The organism is Methylococcus sp. ANG (genome assembly GCF_040730495.1).
GTDB lineage: Bacteria > Pseudomonadota > Gammaproteobacteria > Methylococcales > Methylococcaceae > Methylococcus.
In genome coordinates this window covers 1,966,116-1,983,649 of record NZ_CP160399.1, presented here as the reverse complement: position 1 = coordinate 1,983,649, position 17,534 = coordinate 1,966,116, and the positions used below count along the sequence as shown (strand labels likewise).

Annotated in this window: 14 protein-coding genes; 6 read left to right on the top strand and 8 right to left on the bottom strand. The window is 66.0% G+C overall.

Going from position 1 to position 17,534, the window contains the following annotated elements; translation table 11 throughout:
• Positions 1 to 66 precede the first annotated feature (66 nt).
• Positions 67 to 375 carry a hypothetical protein gene (locus ABZN20_RS09480; RefSeq protein WP_367027473.1) on the top strand — a complete coding sequence of 103 codons (309 nt, stop codon included), beginning with the start codon at positions 67 to 69 and terminating at the stop codon, positions 373 to 375.
• A gap of 3 nt (positions 376 to 378) precedes the next feature.
• Here the strand turns inward: ABZN20_RS09480 and rsgA are convergent, their stop codons facing one another.
• Together rsgA and ABZN20_RS09470 are read right to left on the bottom strand one after the other, a co-directional pair.
• Positions 379 to 1,281, bottom strand: coding sequence for a ribosome small subunit-dependent GTPase A (gene rsgA / locus ABZN20_RS09475; protein WP_367027472.1), 903 nt, complete (start codon positions 1,279 to 1,281; stop codon positions 379 to 381).
• A 17-nt stretch (positions 1,282 to 1,298) separates the two neighbouring features.
• Positions 1,299 to 2,540: a M48 family metallopeptidase gene (locus ABZN20_RS09470; protein WP_367027471.1), complete on the bottom strand. Its 1,242-nt coding sequence runs from the start codon at positions 2,538 to 2,540 to the stop codon at positions 1,299 to 1,301.
• Between the two features lie 103 nt (positions 2,541 to 2,643).
• On the opposite strand from ABZN20_RS09470, the gene orn reads away from it, so the two are divergent.
• Positions 2,644 to 3,189, top strand: coding sequence for an oligoribonuclease (gene orn / locus ABZN20_RS09465; RefSeq protein WP_367027470.1), 546 nt, complete (start codon positions 2,644 to 2,646; stop codon positions 3,187 to 3,189).
• Positions 3,190 to 3,194: 5 nt separating this feature from the next.
• Positions 3,195 to 4,076, top strand: coding sequence for an SDR family oxidoreductase (locus ABZN20_RS09460; RefSeq protein ID WP_367027469.1), 882 nt, complete (start codon positions 3,195 to 3,197; stop codon positions 4,074 to 4,076).
• Here the strand turns inward: ABZN20_RS09460 and ABZN20_RS09455 are convergent.
• From ABZN20_RS09455 to ABZN20_RS09435, 5 genes are all read right to left on the bottom strand, one after another.
• Positions 4,059 to 5,168 carry a glycosyltransferase gene (locus ABZN20_RS09455; protein ID WP_367027468.1) on the bottom strand — a complete coding sequence of 370 codons (1,110 nt, stop codon included), beginning with the start codon at positions 5,166 to 5,168 and terminating at the stop codon, positions 4,059 to 4,061. The two genes, ABZN20_RS09460 and ABZN20_RS09455, sit on opposite strands and share 18 nt — an antisense overlap.
• Before the next feature lie 4 nt (positions 5,169 to 5,172).
• Positions 5,173 to 6,993, bottom strand: a complete 1,821-nt coding sequence (gene asnB, locus ABZN20_RS09450; protein WP_367027467.1) for an asparagine synthase (glutamine-hydrolyzing) — start codon at positions 6,991 to 6,993, stop codon at positions 5,173 to 5,175.
• Between the two features lie 97 nt (positions 6,994 to 7,090).
• Entirely contained in the window at positions 7,091 to 7,453 is a 363-nt protein-coding gene (locus tag ABZN20_RS09445) for a hypothetical protein (RefSeq protein WP_367027466.1), read from the bottom strand.
• Positions 7,454 to 7,644: 191 nt separating this feature from the next.
• The gene (gene fusA / locus ABZN20_RS09440; protein WP_218807642.1) at positions 7,645 to 9,729 is read right to left on the bottom strand and encodes an elongation factor G; all 2,085 of its coding nucleotides are present in this window, start codon (positions 9,727 to 9,729) and stop codon (positions 7,645 to 7,647) included.
• 153 nt (positions 9,730 to 9,882) lie between these two features.
• Positions 9,883 to 11,028, bottom strand: coding sequence for a calcium:proton antiporter (locus tag ABZN20_RS09435; RefSeq protein ID WP_367027465.1), 1,146 nt, complete (start codon positions 11,026 to 11,028; stop codon positions 9,883 to 9,885).
• A gap of 170 nt (positions 11,029 to 11,198) precedes the next feature.
• Here ABZN20_RS09435 and ABZN20_RS09430 point away from each other — a divergent pair, with 170 nt between their 5' ends.
• Positions 11,199 to 12,209, top strand: coding sequence for a hypothetical protein (locus ABZN20_RS09430; protein WP_367027464.1), 1,011 nt, complete (start codon positions 11,199 to 11,201; stop codon positions 12,207 to 12,209).
• Between the two features lie 38 nt (positions 12,210 to 12,247).
• The gene (locus ABZN20_RS09425; protein WP_367027463.1) at positions 12,248 to 16,102 is read left to right on the top strand and encodes a sensor domain-containing protein; all 3,855 of its coding nucleotides are present in this window, start codon (positions 12,248 to 12,250) and stop codon (positions 16,100 to 16,102) included.
• Here ABZN20_RS09425 and ABZN20_RS09420 read toward each other — a convergent pair.
• Positions 16,065 to 16,661, bottom strand: a complete 597-nt coding sequence (locus tag ABZN20_RS09420; protein ID WP_367027462.1) for an rRNA large subunit pseudouridine synthase E — start codon at positions 16,659 to 16,661, stop codon at positions 16,065 to 16,067. The two genes, ABZN20_RS09425 and ABZN20_RS09420, sit on opposite strands and share 38 nt — an antisense overlap.
• 6 nt (positions 16,662 to 16,667) lie before the next feature.
• On the opposite strand from ABZN20_RS09420, the gene ABZN20_RS09415 reads away from it, so the two are divergent.
• On the top strand, positions 16,668 to 17,516 hold the full coding sequence (locus ABZN20_RS09415) for a TrmH family RNA methyltransferase (RefSeq protein ID WP_367027461.1): 849 nt from the start codon (positions 16,668 to 16,670) through the stop codon (positions 17,514 to 17,516).
• Positions 17,517 to 17,534: the final 18 nt, after the last annotated feature.

Sequence of the window (17,534 nt, the reverse complement as noted above, 5' to 3'; positions counted from 1 at the left end):
CGCGTTCCCGCTCGGTTCCGAATGTTATCATTGTTGCCGCTCTTCATGATGACGGAACGTCCGCCCGTGTTGTCCAGAATCCGACCACCGCTTTCATTGCTGTTGCTCAGTCCGGCGTTGGCCGCGGCTGGGCTCACCGGGCCATCGAACTATTGGGAATGCATCCTCTACGGCATGGAGGACGTGAAAAACGACCAGGTGGCCCGGGAAATCATGAAAATCTGCCTGGCCGATTTTCCCGACGATCTTTCCGTGGAAGAGCCGCTGGAAGGGACGCCGACCGAATGCATCCTGAAATACGGGGAAGACGTGTCTAGCGCTTTCGCTGCCCAGCAGATCCAGACCGCCTGCAATGTCCTTTATTCCCGGCCATGAGTCTCAGCCGCCGCTGAACTCCACGGCCGAACCGAGCCGATCCAGCAGCTTGAGGTAGCGTTCGTAGCGGGCCGATGAGAGCGTTCCGGCTTCAACGGCTTCGCGCACCGCACATCCCTTGTCCTTGACATGGCGGCAGTCGTTGAAACGGCATTTTCCGAGATAGGGCCGGAAATCGCGGTAAGCCTGCGCGAGCTCCGTAGGCGCCATCTCGGCCAGGCCGAACACGGCGACGCCCGGACTGTCGATCAGTTCTCCCCCCTCGGGCAAATGGTAGAGCGTCGCCGAGGTGGTGGTATGGCGGCCCAGGCCGCTGTGGGCGGAGAGTTCGCCGACCCGCAAATTCCGCTCCGGCAGCAGGGCGTTGGTCAGCGAGGATTTGCCCACGCCGGATTGGCCGCTCAGCATGCCGCAGCCCGAATGGAGGACGGATTTCAGGGCGTCCAGTCCCTCCCCGGTCCGGGTGCTGATGCGGAACACCTCGTAGCCGGCGGATTCGTAATCGCGCAAGGCGCCATCCAGGGTGGACGCGCCCGCGAGGTCGTTCTTGTTGAGAATGAGGGCAGCCGCGATATGCCGGCATTCGCAGACCGCCAGGATCTGGTCCGCGAGCAGCCAGTCCGGCTCGGGTTCCGGCGCCAGGACCACGAAGACCCGGTCCAGATTGGCCGCAACGATGCGCACGCGCCCGCCGTATGCGGGCCTCACCAGGCTCGAACGGCGCGGCAATATTTCCAGCACCCGGCCCTGATCGCCCTCGCAGGGTTCCCACCTCACATGGTCGCCGACGGCGGCATCGCCCAGCCGCCGCCGCGTGTGGCACAGGACGATACGGCCGGCTTCGTCCTCCACCGCCAGCCCTTTGCCGAGATGGCAGACCACCCGTCCTTTCCGGACCTCCTCCATGACGGCAAGGGCCGCCGCTAGATTTTCGCGGCCAGATGGTCGATGCGTATCGCGGCGGGCGGATGGCTGTAGTGGAAAGCGGCGTACAGCGGGTCCGGCGTGAGGGTGCTGGCGTTCTCCCGGTACAGCTTGACCAGGGCATGCACCAGGTAGCGGGCGCGGGTCTGGCTGGCGGCGAAATCGTCGGCCTCGAATTCGTAGCGGCGCTGCACATAGGCCATGAGCGGCTGCAGGAAGACCGAGAACACCGGCGACACCAGCATGAACAGCAGCAAAGCGACGGCATGGGATTGCTCGCTGACGCCGAGGCCTTGGTAGAACCAGTCCTCGCCGCTCAGCCAGCCGAGCAGGCCGAAGCCGGCCAGCGTCACCAGCGACGTGCCGGCCAGCATCTTCAGCACATGGCGGCGCTTGAAATGGCCGAGTTCGTGGGCCAGCACGGCTTCGATCTCGTCGTGGTTGAGCGAGTCGACCAGGGTGTCGAAGAACACGATGCGCTTGTTGTTGCCCAGCCCAGTGAAGTAGGCGTTGCCATGGCCGGAGCGCTTGGAGCCGTCCATGACGAAGATGCCTTGTGCGTGGAAGCCGCAGCGCTCGAGCAGGGCCTCGATGCGCGCCCTGAGCGTCAGGTCCGCGAGCGGGGTGAATTTGTTGAACAAGGGGGCGATGAGGGTCGGGAAGGCCCAGCTCATCAGGATCGAAAACGTCATCAGGATGGCCCAGGCGATGATCCACCACTGTGCGCCTGTGCTGTCCATCACCCAGAGGATCGAGGCCAGCAGCGGGGCGCCGATGACGATGGAGAGAGCCGTTTGCAGCCCCAAGTCGATGACGAACTGGCGCGGCGTCGTACGGTTGAAGCCGAAGCGCTCCTCGATCCGGAAGGTCTGGTAGAGGTTGAGCGGCAGCTCAAGCAACTGGGATGCCAGCAGCGTCGTCAGCACGATACCGACGCCGGTGGCGATCGGCGCAAGCCCGAAACCGTTCCAGATCGCGGCGATGGCGTCGATCCCGCCGCCCAGGGTGAATCCCAGCAGGATCGCGATACCGACGATCCGCCCCACGTCGCCCAGACGGCCCTTGGCCAGGGTATAGTCCGCCGCCTTCCGGTGGTCCTCCAACGACACGCTGTCCCGGAACGCTTCCGGCACACGGTCGCGGTGCAGCCGCACGTGGCTGGCCTGGCGCCGGGCCAGCCAGTATTCGATGCCGGAGGAGACGGCCAGCGCCGCCAGGAACAGGGTGGTGAAGGTATTCATGCGCGGTTATGGGTATGGATTTGGGAAAACGGCGCTAGAGGGTAGCCTTTGATAAAATCCCTGACAAGTTTGTTTGGACCCCCAGGCATTTTGAAGGACCGGCATGGCTCAGGACGCACAAAACCTCATCTGGATCGATCTGGAGATGACCGGGCTGGACACCCAGAACGACGCCATCATCGAAATCGCCACCATCATCACCGACAGCCAGCTCAACGTGCTCGCCGAAGGCCCGGTCCTGGCGATCCACCAGCCGGAATCGGTGCTGGATCGCATGGACGACTGGAACCGCAAGCAGCACGGCGAATCCGGGCTGATCGAACGGGTGCGGCGCAGCACGGTCGACGAAGCCGAGGCCGAGCGGCTGACGCTCGGTTTCGTCGGCGAATGGGTGCCGCCGAACGAGTCCCCCATCTGCGGCAACAGTATCTGCCAGGACCGCCGCTTCCTCGCCCGCTGCATGCCCAGGCTGGAGGCCTATTTCCACTACCGCAACCTCGACGTGTCGACGCTGAAGATCCTGGCCGAGCGCTGGGCACCGGCGCTGAAGGAAGGCCTGCAGAAGCAGAGCACCCATCTGGCGCTGGACGACATCCGCGAGTCCATCGCGGAACTGCGGTATTACCGCGACACCGTGCTCAAGATCTGAAGGCCTTGACGCGAACGGTCCTGATCGTCGGCTGCGGCGACATCGGCAGCCGGGTGGCCCGGCTGGAACTGGCCGAGGGGCACGGAGTTTACGGTTTGGCGCGTTCGGCGGAAACGGCGGCACGGCTGGCGGGACAAGGCATTGCCGCAGTCGGCGGCGATCTGGACAAGCCCGATTCCCTGGCCGGGCTGAAGGGCGGTTGGACCACCCTGTATTATCTCGCCCCGCCGCCTGCTTCGGCCGTGGACGATCCGCGGCTGGCGGCTTTGCTCGAAGCCTTGCCGGCAACGCGCCTGCCCGGGAAGGTAGTCTACATCAGCACCAGCGGCGTATACGGCGACTGCGGCGGGGACTGGGTGAGCGAGGATCGGCCCCCCCATCCTCAAACCGGCCGCTCTCGCCGTCGCTGGGCGGCGGAGGAGGCGCTTACGGCCTCGAGCCGCCGGCACGGCGTCACTGCGGTGATCCTGCGGGTGCCGGGCATCTACGGGCCGGGACGTTTGCCGCTGGAGCGCATACGCGCGGGCGTCCCGGTCGTATGCGAGGAGGAGAGCCCCTATTCCAACCGCATCCATGCTGACGATCTGGCCGAGGTCTGTTTCGCCGCGGGCAGACGGCCTGCAGCCGAAGGCGTCTACAACGTCAGCGACGGCCGTCCCACCACCATGACCGATTATTTCTATCGGGTCGCCGACCATTTTGGCCTGCCGCGGCCGCCCGCGATTTCGATGGCGGACGCGCGGCGAGTCCTGAGCCCGGCCATGCTGTCGTTCCTGGAAGAGTCCAAGCGGCTCGACAACGGCCGGATGCTGCGTGAACTTCATCCGAGGCTGCGCTATCCCGATCTGGAACGAGGCCTCGCGGCCTGCTCAGGGCTCGATCCCTAACGCCTCGAGGTAATTTCTGGCGCTGATGGCCCGCGTGTATTCGGACACGGCCTGCCGCAGCGTCTGCGGCGGCAGGGGGTGATCCAGCGCATGCGCCATGGCCGCGGCCAGCGCTTCGACATCGCCGACCGGCACCAGCGGCCCATATTTGCCGCCTTCCAGCAATTCCGCCGGGCCGCTGGGGCAGTCGGTCGAGACCACCGGCCGGCCCAGCGCCATCGCTTCGGTGAGGGCATTGGGCGAGCCCTCCCACAGCGAGGACAGCACGAACAGGCTGCAGCGCGCGATCAGGGCATGCGGGTTCGGCAGGAAGCCGGTGAAGCTCACGTCCTCGCTCACGCCGAGCTCTTCCGCCAGCCGTTCCAGCATTTCCCGGTCTCCCCCCTCGCCGGCGATGACGAGCCGGCAAAGGCGGTCCCGGCGGAGCCGGGCGAATGCGGCGATGAGATCGGGGAACCCCTTCTGCTGCGTCAGCCGGCCCATGCCGACGATCGCGGGGACGGCCGGGTCGTTCAGCCAGGGATGGTTGCAGGGAAGGGCCGCCTGCCGTTCCAGTTCGGGCGTGACGACGGGATTGCGGATGACCCTGACCCGCTCGGAGGGCAGTCCGGTGATGGCGAGGATGTCGTCTTTCACTCCTTGGGAGACGGCGACGATCGCGTCCATGTGCGGATAAAACAGCCGCATGCCGGCATACCAGGTAAGTTCACGCAACCGGCCTTTTCCCCTGAGGGCGGCCGAGACCGTCGTGCCCAGCCGTCCCACCAGCCGGGCATTCGAGCCGGCCAGCCGGCGGGCGAGCAGGGCGACCCGGATGGCACGGTCCTTGGCGGCGAGGATGGCGTCCGGTTTTTCCTCGCGGAGGTATCGGCCCAGACCCGGCAGGGCGGTGAAGGTGTGGCCGACGTTCAGCTTGACGATGCGCACGCCGGCCGGGATCGAATCCAGGTGCTCCCCCTGGGCGCGCGCCAGCACCAGGTCCACGGCGATACCGGCGTCGAGAAATCCCGCGGCCAGGTTCGCGACCATTTTTTCCACACCGCCTTGGCCGGAGAAGGAGGCGAAGATGGCAAGGCGAGGGGGCGTGGTCATGGGTTCAGCTCTGCAGGATGTCCAAGGGATCGGTCAGCGCCTCCGGCCGCTCCCCGTTTCCGGAAATGAACAGCCGGTGCCAGATCGCGAACTGAATCACGGCCCAGAGCATGGTGCTGCCCTGGCGCTCGTCGCGGCAGCCGGCGATCAGCGTGCGGATGCCGCCGGGCTTGAGCCAAGGGGCGAGTGCGGGGTGCTCCGGCAGGATTTGAGCCAGCCGTTTGAGGAAAGGCTCGTCCAGCCATTCGCCGATGGGGACATGGAATCCCCGTTTCTTGGCATAAAGATGTTCCGCCGGCACCAGCCGCTCGCCCCAGCGTTTGAGGAACAGCTTGCCCTGGCGTCCCTCGACCTTGAGCCGGTCGGGCAGGCCCAGGCCGAATTCGACGATGCGGTGGTCCAGGAACGGCACCCGTCCCTCCACGCCCCAAGCCATCAGCATGCGGTCGGCCTTGACCAGCAGGTTGTCGGGCAGCGCGTGGCGGAAGTCGACGTACTGCATCCGCTGCAGATCGCTCCATTGGCGCGGCGTCTCCCGCCAGGACTCCAGCACCGGGCGCCGGGCCTGTTGCGAGGCGGCCAGCAGCGCGGGGCCGAACAGCGTCTTCGGCCAGTGTCCGCGGAAACTGCCGCGGGTGCGGAAACCGCCGGAGCCTGGCGCCAGCAGCCCCTTGAACAGCCGTTCGATGGGCGATGACCGGTAGCGGCCGTAGCCAGCGAACACCTCGTCGCCGCCCTCACCCGAGAACACCACTTTCAGTTCTTCGCTCGCGGCTTGGGCCAGCAGCGAGGTCGGCAGGTTGGCGTTGTCGCGCATCAGATCGTCCGCCGCCCACACGGTCAGCGGCAGGCTGTGGAAGATGTCTTTCGGATCGGGCCGGATCTCGCGGTGGCGGCTGTCGAAACGCTTGGCCAGGTCTTCGGCCAGCGGCAGCTCGTCGGTCAGCGAGGTGCCGGGAAAACCGACGGAAAAGGTGCGGATGGGCTGGTCGGAGTAACGGCTCAGCAGGGCGAGCAGCAGGGAGGAGTCGACGCCGCCGGACAAAAACAGCCCGAACGGCACGTCCGAGCGCATGTGCTCGACCATCACCCGTTCGATCAGCGCATCGAAGCGCGCCGCCGCTTCGTCGAAGGCAAGATTTTCGGTGCGTACGCTCAAGGGCGACCAGTAGCGGAAGCGGCGGGCCACCCTGCCGGCTTCGACGACCACGGCCTCGCCGGGCAGCACCCGTTCCACGCCTCGCAGGACCGTCGTGGCGCCGGTGGAGAACTGGTTCTGGAAATACTGGGCCAGCCCTTCCGGGTCGATCGCGGGCGGGCGGTCGAGCAGCGGCAGCAGGGCCTTCAGCTCGGAGGCGAAGGCGATGCCGCTGGGGCTCTGCGCCAGGAACAGCGGCTTGATCCCCAGCCGGTCACGGGCCAGGATCAGCCGCCCTTCGGCGGCGTCGTACAGCGCGAAGGCGAACATGCCCTGGATGCGATCGAGAAAATCGTCCCCGAAGGCGAGGTAGGCATGGAGGATCACCTCCGAATCCGAATGGGTCTGGAAGCGGGCTCCCAAGGCTTCCAGCTCGGCGCGCAGCTCGACGAAATTGTAGATTTCGCCGTTGGCGATCAGCGCCAGTTTGCGGTCTTCGGAAAACAGCGGCTGGTGGCCGCCCGCCAGGTCGATGATCGAAAGGCGGGTGTGTCCCATGCCGAAACGTCCGTCGAGGAACACGCCCCGGTCGTCGGGGCCGCGGTGGGCCAGCCTGGCTACCGCGTTTTCGAGTCGTGTTCCGTCGATGGGCGCGCGGGTGTCGAACAGGCCGGCTATACCGCACATGGTGGCAGGTTCTTGAAGAGTTGGTGTTGGAGAGAGCGTCGCCGCCCGGTCGCGTCAGTGGGCGGAGGAGTTGCGGCGGCTCGCGCTTGCCGTGCCTTCAGTCGGAATTGCCGAACGGCAGTCCCAGCCATTCCGGACCGGTGTCGGATTTCACGCCCATGGCCTTTTCCAGGGCGCCCAGCCGGTTTTTCACGACGTTGGATTCATGCGTCTTACGCAGCATGTCGAGCACATAGGCCAGGCGGGTGCCGTTATTGCAGTCGATCCGGCCCGCGCGCATGTCGCGGTAGACCGCGGCCATTTCCTTGCGGATCACCTCGAGCGAGGTATCCACCGCCGGTTCCCGGCCAAGCCGGTCATACAGCGCTTCGACGTCCTCGAAGTCGGCCTGTCCGGCCTTTTTCCTTTCCTCGGTCGCCCGCTTCTCTTTCCACCAGTCGGCCATGCTCTTTTTGCTCATGAAATCCCCCTCGAATTATTTGTGGGCAAGCCAGTGCCGCCATTAAGTTACAACGGCCGTGATCGGAAGGATAGGGATGACTCTGGCCGGAGAGCCGCGGGAGCAAACTGCACCGGGGAATCCCGGAAAGGGCCGCGAAAGGCGGCCCCGGGGCCGCCTTTCGCGGTGAAACGAGGAAGTGCGGCTGGCCGTTATTTCTTGGCCGCACGCTCCTGGGCTTCCTTGATGACTTCGTCCGCGACGTTCTTCGGGCACGGCATGTAGTGCGAGAACTCCATGGAGAACTGGCCGCGGCCGGACGTCATGGTGCGCAGGTCGCCGATGTAGCCGAACATTTCGGACAGCGGTACCTCGGCCTTGATGCGCACGCCGGTCACGCCGGCTTCCTGGGACTTGATCATGCCGCGGCGGCGGTTCAGGTCGCCGATCACGTCGCCGACATGGGCGTCCGGCGTGAACACGTCCACCTTCATGATCGGTTCCAGCAACTGCGGCGCCGCCTTCGGCACGGACTGGCGGAAGGCCGCCTGGGCCGCGATTTCGAAGGCGATCGCCGAGGAGTCCACCGCGTGGAAGCCGCCGTCGGTCAGGTTGACCTTGAAGTCGACGCACGGGTAGCCCGCCAGGACGCCTTTGCCGAGCATGCCTTTGAAGCCTTTTTCGACCGCCGGCCAGAATTCGCGCGGGACGTTACCGCCGGTGACGGTGGATTCGAACTGGAAGCCGGTGCCCGGTTCTGCGGGTTCGATGATGTAGTTGATCTTGGCGTACTGGCCGGAACCGCCGGTCTGCTTCTTGTGGACGTATTCGTCCTCGACGCGCCGGGTGATGGTTTCACGGTAGGCCACCTGCGGCTTGCCGACGTTCACTTCCACCCCGTGGGTGCGCTTCAGGATGTCCACCTTGATGTCGAGGTGGAGTTCGCCCATGCCCTTGAGGATGGTTTCGCCGGATTCCTGGTCGGTTTCCACGTGGAAGGACGGGTCCTCCTGCACCATCTTGCCCAGGGCGACGCCCATCTTCTCGTTGCCCGCCTTGTCCTTGGGCGATACCGCGATGGAGATGACGGGGTCCGGGAACACCATCGGCTCCAGGGTGGCCGGCTTGTCCGGATCGCACAGGGTGTGGCCGGTCTGCACGTTCTTCATGCCCAGCACGGCCACGATGTCGCCGGCCTGCGCGGAGTCCAGTTCGTTACGGGCGTTGGCGTGCATTTCGACGATGCGACCGATGCGCTCGGTCTTCCCGGTCGCGGTGTTCAGCACGGTAGTGCCTTTTTCCAGGCGGCCCGAGTACAGGCGCAGGAAGGTCAGGGCGCCGTAACGGTCGTCCATGATCTTGAACGCCAGCGCGCGCAGGGGACGGTCCGGATCGACGATGGCGAATTCGCCGGTCTCATGGCCTTCCAGGTCGACCTCGGGCTGCGGCTTGACTTCGGTCGGATCGGGCAGGTAGTCGACCACGGCGTCCAGCACCAGTTGCACGCCCTTGTTCTTGAACGAGGAGCCGCAGTAGGTGGGGAAGAAGTCCAGGTTGATGGTGCCCTTGCGGATCAGGCGCTTGAGGGTGTCGATGTCCGGCTCTTCGCCCTCGAGGTACTTTTCCATGACTTCGTCGTCCTGCTCGACGACCTTTTCCACCAGGTCCGCGCGCCATTTTTCGACTTCGTCGGCCATGTCGGCGGGAACGTCCTTGATCTCATAGTTCATCGGGTCGCCGGAGTTGTCCCAGATCCAGGCCTTGCGGGTCAGCAGGTCGACTACGCCGACGAAGCTTTCCTCGCGGCCGATCGGCAGGGTCATGACCAGCGGGTAGGCCCCCAAAACGTCCTTGATCTGCTTGACCACGCGGTAGAAGTCGGCGCCGATCCGGTCCAGCTTGTTGACGTAGATGATGCGTGAGACTTCGGAGTCGTTGGCGTAGCGCCAGTTGGTTTCCGACTGCGGTTCGACGCCGCCGGAACCGCAGAACACGCCGATGCCGCCGTCGAGGACCTTGAGCGAGCGGTAGACTTCGATGGTGAAGTCGACGTGTCCGGGGGTGTCGATGATGTTGAAGCGGTGATCCTTCCAGAAACAGGTGGTCGCCGCGGACTGAATGGTGATACCGCGTTCCTGCTCCTGCTCCATGAAGTCAGTCGTCGCGGCGCCATCGTGCACCTCGCCGATCTTGTGGATCTTGCCGGTGAGCTTCAAAATCCGCTCGGTGGTGGTGGTCTTGCCCGCGTCGACGTGAGCGAAGATGCCTATGTTTCGGTAACGCGATAAATCAGTCATGTCGATACTTCTGGGGTTGGAAAAAAATTCGCCAATTATATAGTGCCGGTGAGGTTTTTGTCTGCCCCTGTTTGGTGCCGCATCCCCCGGCCTCGGGCGCGGCCGATTGTACAACGGTTGGGTTGACGGCTTTTGCGGCCTGCCGGCCTTCGTTCAGGGGACGAACACGAAAAACAGGTAGGCGACGAACAGCATCAGGTGAACCATGCCTTGCAGGACGTTGGCGGATCCGCTGACGAACGTCATCACCGAGACCAGCAGGGTGGCGTACAGCAGGGTTTCCTCGGCGCCGTTCAGGCCGAGGGTCAGGGAATGCTGTTGCAGGCTGGCGGCCACCAGGATCGTCGGCACGGTCAGGCCGATGGTGGCGAGTGCGGACCCCAGGCAGATGTTGACCGCCCGCTGCATCAGATTCAGCGCCGCCGCCCGCTGCGCGCCGACGCCTTCCGGGAGCAGCACCAGTGCCGCGACCACGAGCCCGCCGAGCGCGGGAGGGGTGTGGGATTCTTCGATCGCGAAGTCGATGACCGATCCGAGGTGTTCCGCGAGGAGGACGACGGGCAGCAGCGCGGCCAGCAGGTTCAGCGAGGCGCGCACGATGGCGCCGCGGCGGCGGGAAGGTGCCGGGGCGGCGTTGCCGTTTTCCTCCGGTTCATCGTCGAGGACGGCGCTCATGTTGGCGAAATAGGACCGGTGCCTGCCGGTCTGGATGACCAGGAACACGCCGTACACCAGCAGGCACAACAGCCCCAGGAACGCTTCCTGGACGGGGGCCAGGGTCGGCCCGTCGGTGCTGCTGGTATAGTTCGGGAGCACCAGCACCAGCAGCAGCAGCGAGAGCGGGGCGATGAGGTGCAGGAACGACAGGGCGCCGCGCAGGTTGAACGACTGTTCGACGTTGACCCAGCCGCCGCTGACCAGGGACACGCCGACCATGCCGTTGAGTACGACCATCAGGGTGGCGAAGATGGTGTCGCGCAGCATCGCGGGATTTTGACCGCCGCCGGCCATGACCATCAGCATCAGGCTGACCTCGATGGCGGTGGCCGACAGGGTCAGGACCAGGGTGCCATAGGGTTCGTCCAGCAGTTCGGCCAGTTCGTCGGCGTGCCGGACTACCGCGAAGACGCACCCCAGCATGGTGCAGAATGTCAGCGCCGAGCCTGCGGCCAGCGCCGTCAGGCTATCACTTGGCCCGAACTTGTGGCCGCTGAGCAGCAGGATGAGCCATATCAACCAACCCAGGATGACGAAAACGTGGTCGCGGAGCAGCTTCCGGAGCTTTGAACGCTTGTACATGATTGTGGCGCGCTTTCATTTTGTTCTTCTATTTTAAGGATACCATTCGCGAGCGCGGCCTCTGCGCCGGCGGTGTGGCCGAGCGCCGGGGCGCGTTGCGGACAAGCGGCGGACGGATGCGGGGCGGCGGAAACGAGGATCGAACGATGCCGGTTTTTCGGAAATCCAATTTGCTCAGACGGTTGCCGGCATTCATGCTGTTCGTCCTGCCGGTGTTCGCCGCCGCTGCGGCCGCTGCCGGGGTTCCCCTGCCGGCCACCGCGACGCTGGGCATCGCCGACGTTTCCGGCCTCGATCAGGGCGAAATCATTTCCTACGACGTCCGCGAGCCGACCGACAAGACCCTGGCCGCCGGTTTGGCCATGTACGTCGAGGCGCCGCCCGAGCGGCTGATTGCAGCGGTACGGAACGGGGCGCTTCTGGTGGGTGATCCCGAGGTGATCGCCGCCGGCACCTTCCTCCCGGCCAGTGGCCCGGAGGCGCTGGAGAAATTCGAATTCGGAGCCTCCGACATCGACGAAGCGGAAGCCTTGAGCGAAGTCGAACCCGGCTCGGAATTCAATTTCTCGGCGGCGGAAATCGAGGGATTTCGTGCGCTGGGCCGGACTTTGGCGCGCGTGTCCGAGGCGGAGAGGCTGCGCCTGCTGTCGCGCCGGTATCGCGAGGTTTTGTGGCAGCGGCTGGACAGCTACCGCAAAAACGGTCCGGACGCCATCGCGCCGTACGCCCGCTCCGGCGGCAACACCGTGGACGTGGCCGCGGAATTGAGGACATTCACGGAGCAAAGCGTGCCGTTGCGGCTGTACGCGCCCGAATTGCAGGAGGCTTTGCTGAAATTTCCGTCGCAATCGTCTTCAGACACGGCCAGCACGCTGCAATGGGTCGAGCGCAAGGTGGAGGGGCGGCCCACCGTCATCCTGGTTCACCAGATGATCCAGCGAACGGGCGGCGGCGCCGTCGTCGCGGTGCGCGATTTCTATGTCGGCCATTCCTTCAATTCCAGCCAGATGGTGCTCGGCATCCTGCCCTACCGGGAGGGAAGTCTGGTGTTTTACAGCCACTGTACCTCGACGGACCAGGTCGCCGGCGTCGGGGCCGGCCTCAAGCATGCGATAGGGCGGGAACGCCTGAGGGCGGTCATGTCCGGGCGGATGGAGCGGTTCAGGGCGTCGGTGCGTTGATGCCGGCATTTTCCAGGTAGCGACGGGATTTGATGGGCATGGGCCTGCCATACGGACAGCCGGATCTGATCTATTTCCTCTACGGCCTGTCATTCGTTCTGCTGGAGGCCGTCTGCGCGGCGATCCACGACAGAGCCCGCCAGCGCCTGCCTTGGCTGTGGCTGGGGATGTTCGGCGTCGCTCACGGCGCCAACGAATGGCTGGATCTGTTCGCCATCTCGCTGGGGGACCATCCGGTATTCAGCGGGGCACGGTTGGCGGTTTTGGCGATTTCCTTTCTCTGTCTGCTCAATTTCGGCATCCAGGGTCTGGCCAGCCAGCGTGTCCGGCTGCCCGCGCGGTGGGTTTATCCGGTCCTGGCGGTCCTGCTCGTCGCCGCTGGAGGATGGCATGCCGACGGCCCCGCCCCGAGCGCAGCCGGCGGGCTTGCCCTGAGCGTAGCCGAAGGGCTGAACGGCGCCGTGCGTTATGCCTTTGGGTTCACCGGCGCACTGGCCGCTGCCGGGGCGCTTGGCCTTGCGGCACGAACGACGCCGAGGCGGTACGACTTCGCACTCGGTGCGGCGGCCTTTGCGATGGCTGTCTATGCCGCGAGCCTGGGAATCGCCGTGCCCGGAACGCTTCCGCTCACGCCGGACGGCGCCGGCACGGCGCCGCAGTCCGCGGCCGCGCTGGTCATTCCGTTGCTGCGCGGCATCTGCGTGCTGTCCATGAGCTCGGGAATCTGGCTCCATTACCGCCGCTCGGGTGAACTTCCGGTTCCCGCTGAAGAACTCAGCTCCGGGATGGGATTCGGCCTCAGGCTCGTCCTGATCTCGTCGGTCGTGCTGGGGGCGGCGTTCGTACTGACGGAGTTTTTCGGGCATGCCGCCGACAGGGGCGTCCGGCGCGAGCTGTCGATCCAGGCCGAAACCGTGGCGGCGTCGATCAACCCGGAGCGGATTCGTCACGTCCGCACGGGGAGCGCGGAGACCCGGGAAAGGGAGGAGCATCGGCTCATCAGCCAGCTCTGGCGCATCGATGCCGCGGATCCCAAACTCAGGGGTCTTTATCTGCTTCTTCCGGACGAGGGCAGGGCGATGCGCGCCATCGGTTCCAGCACGGTCGACGCAGGGCTTGCCCTGAGCGGAGTCGAAGGGGCCGCTGCCGAGAGCCGGCGGCCGTATGCCGAACACGCGGAGGCCCTGGCCGGCTTGTTCGCCAGCGGCCGGTCGCTGGTGGTCGGTCTGTCCGGCGAGGGCGGCAAGGACACGGTTTCCGCGTTCGCCGCGGTGCGGGACACGGACACCGCGGAAGTCCTTGCCGCCTTGGGTCTGGACATCGATGGCGCGGTGAGGCGGGAGCGGGTCGCGGCCTACCGCGTGGTCGCCATCGCCATCGCGCTGCTGATCGCCATGGGCACGCTCGGCTTCGAGGTGAGCCGCCAGCGTCTGTGGCTGTCTTCGCGGATCGCCAAGGCCGAGCGGCGCCGGCTGGCGGAGGCTCAGCGCCTCGCCCGGGTGGGAAGCTGGGTGTACGACCCTGCGACGGATCACATGACGTGGTCGGAAGAGACCTGCAGGATTTTCGGGCTCCCCCCCGACCGGGAGACTCCCCGCCGATTCCATGAGTTTGCGGCCATGTTCGCGCCGGAAGACCATGAGGCCGTCGAGGCCGCGCTGCGCGGAGGGCGCGACGATGCGCTCGGGGTGGAACGGGCGCTGCGGGTGAATTGGGCGGACGGCGCGGTCCGGCATGTGAACTTCAAGGCCGAACTCCTGGGACGGCGGGGAGATTCGGGGCCGGTGCTGCAAGGGACGCTGCAGGACGTCACCGAACGGTGGGAAGCCGGGCAGGCGCTGCGGCAATCCGAGGAAAGGCTGCGCCTTCACGTCGAGCACCTGCCGCTGGCGGTGATCGAGTGGGACCTGGATTTCATCGTCAGCCGCTGGAATCCGGCGGCGGAAAGAATTTTCGGCTACGGCGCGGACCGGATGATAGGCCGTTCCGCCGGCATACTGTTTCCGCAGGACGTGATGGAGCGGGTGCATGAGACGTGGCGGGAGGTATCGGGAGGGTCCGGAAACCGGAGCGTCACCGCCAACCTGACGGCGGATGGCCGCACGATACGTTGCGAATGGTACAACACCCCGCTGACGACGCCGGACGGCACGGTGATCGGCGTGGCCTCGCTGGTGGACGACATCACCCAGCGCGAGGCGGTCGAGGCCGAGTTGCGGCTGGCGGCGACGACCTTCGAGACCGACGAAGCCATCATGATCACCGCCGCCGACGGCAGGATCCTGAGGGTCAATGAGGCGTTCAGCCGGATCACGGGCTACCGGCAGGAAGACGTCGTCGGCAGGACTCCCCGGATGTTCAAGTCCGGCCTGCATGGAGCCGGATTCTACCGGGAAGTCTGGCGGAGCCTCGAGCGGACGGGGCGCTGGCAGGGCGAGATCTGGAACCGGCGCAGAAACGGCGAGGTCTATCCCGAGCGCAAAACGATCACTGCGGTCCGGTCGGCTACGGGGGAACTCACGCACTATGTCGCGATTTCCTCGGACATCTCCGAACTCAAGCGCACGGAAGAAAAAATCCGCCAGCTCGCCTATTACGACTCCCTCACCGGCCTGCCGAACCGGAGCCTGGTCTTCGAGCGGCTCGCGCAGCAGATGAAGGCGGCGCGCCGCGCCGGGACCTACGGTGCGCTGCTGTTCATGGACCTGGACTATTTCAAGACCCTGAACGATTCCCTCGGGCACCACATGGGCGACCGGCTGCTGGTCCAGGTGGCCGAGCGCCTGAGAAACTGCATGGAGGACGAGGAAGCGGCGGCCCGCCTGGGGGGAGACGAATTCGTCGTTCTGCTCGCGCCGGTCAAGCCCAGCGCCTCGGTCGCGGCCGGCCAGGCGATCGTCCAGGCGCGGCGGGTGCGCGAGCTGCTCTCGGCGCCGTTTCAGCTCGACGATTACGTGCACCATGTTTCCGTGAGCATCGGCATCGCGCTGTTTCCCGACGGCGCGGACACCGCGGACGACGTTATCAAGCGGGCCGATACGGCCATGTACGTGGCCAAGAACGAGGGGCGCGACGGCATCCGTTTCTACGAGAGCGCCATGGAGGCCGTCGTCCGCGGCGGGCTGGAGCTGGAAAAGGCGTTGCGGAAGGCGCTGGCCAACGACGAGTTCGAGGTCTATTACCAGCCGCAGATGCTCGGCGACGGACGGGTGGTGGGTGCCGAAGCCCTGATCCGCTGGTTCCACCCCGAACGCGGAGCGATTTCCCCCGATCGGTTCATACCGGTCTGTGAGCAGAACGGCATGATATTGCGGGTGGGCGCCATCGTTCTGAGGCGGGCCTGCGCCTGCCTCGCCGAGATGCACGGCCAGGGGCTCACCCTGCCGAAGCTTTCCGTGAACGTCAGTCCGCGCCAGTTCATGCGCAGCGACCTGATGAGCCAGTTGGAGCAGTTCTGCCTGGAGAACGGTGTTTCGCCGGCGCACCTTTGCCTCGAACTGACGGAAGGCGTGCTGCTGAACCACACCGACCTCGCCGTCGCGCAGATCGGGCGCCTGAAGAACCTCGGCGTGAGTTTTTCCATCGACGATTTCGGAACGGGGTATTCCTCCCTGGCCTATCTGAAACACCTGCCGCTGGACGACCTCAAGATCGCCTCGGCGTTCGTCCGCGACCTGGAACAGGACAGCAACGACGCGGCCATCGTCGAGACCATCGTCAGCATGGCGCGCCATCTGGGGCTCGACGTCATTGCCGAAGGCGTGGAAACCCAGGGCCAGGCCGAGATCCTGGAGCGTTACGGCTGCCACCGGTTCCAGGGCAACTACTTCGCCCGGCCGATGCCCAAAGACGACTTCATCCGCTTCGTCGCCGAACGCCAGCGCCCCGGCTGAGGCCGTTCCCGGCAAGGGACGGCAGCTCCCGCCATTCCCCCGGCGCCAAGCCTTCCAGCGTCCAGGCGCCGATGGCCCAGCGGATCAGGCGAAGGGTCGGAAAACCCACCGCCGCCGTCATGCGCCGCACCTGGCGGTTGCGGCCCTCGCGGATGACCAGTTCCAGCCAGGCGGTGGGGATGGCGGCGCGGAAGCGGACCGGCGGTTCGCGCGGCCACAGCCAGGCCGGTTCGGGGATAATGCGCGCCGCGGCCGGCCGGGTGAGGCCGTCATTCAGCCGCACCCCCTGCCGCAGCCGGTTCAGCGCCGCTTCGTCGGGCAGTCCCTCGACCTGGACCAGATAGGTCTTGGCCATCTTGTGGCGGGGATCGGCGATCCGGGCCTGGAGCCGGCCGTCGTCGGTGAGGACGAGCAGCCCCTCGGAATCGCGGTCCAGGCGGCCGGCGGGATAGACACCGGGAATGGGAAGATATTCGGCCAGCGTCGCCCGGCCGTGTTCGCGGTCGGTGAACTGGGTGAGGACGTCGTAAGGCTTGTTGAAGAGGATGATGCGGGACATGACCAGATGATGCGGAAAACCAGGCCGCCCCGTGCCGGCGGCGCCCCCGGAAAACGCGGAGCCGAGGCCGCGGTGCGGGTGGCGCGGCCGGGAGATGCCGGCGCGGCGGAAGAGAAGCTTACCAAAATCGCCGGCCTGTCCGCCGTGGCTGCCGTGTTCCGGCGTGAGCCCGAGCGCGTCGTGCGGCTTTACTACGACGACTCGATGAAAACGGCGGCAGGGCCGTTCTGCGCCGAGCTGGCGCGGCTGCGCCGGCCGTACCGCCTGCTGCCGCCGGAGGAAATGGCGCGGGTCGCCGGCACCGTGCTGCACGGCGGCATCGTCGCCGCGGTCAGGCCGCGCGAGGTGCCGGACCTCGCCCTCGAGACCGCGAAGCAATGGGCGAAAGTGGGCGCCGCCACGGTCCTGCTGGATGGCGTGGGCAATCCCCACAACCTCGGCGCCATCGCCCGAACTTTGGCCTTCTTCGGCCTGGGCCACCTGCTCCTGTCGGATCATCCGGCCCAGGCCGGCCTGTCCGACGCGGCCTACCGGGTGGCCGAGGGCGGGCTGGAGTTCCTGGACGTCCGCCGCCTCACCGGTGTGGCGCAAGCCCTCAAAAACCTGCGCTCCCATTTCCATGTCGTCGGTACCGCCCTGCATGCCAGAGGCGTTCCCCCGGAAGCCGTGCCGCTGGACCGCCGTCCCGTTCTGCTGGTGCTGGGCAACGAAGAAAACGGCCTGCCGCCGCCGACCCTCGCCGCCTGCGAAACCATCGTCACCATTCCGGGCGGCGGGCAGATCCAGTCTCTGAACGTCTCGGCGACGGCGGCAATCCTGACGTATTCGCTGCTCCTGCGGCAAGCGGAACGATAGGGCGGGTGCGGGTCGCCA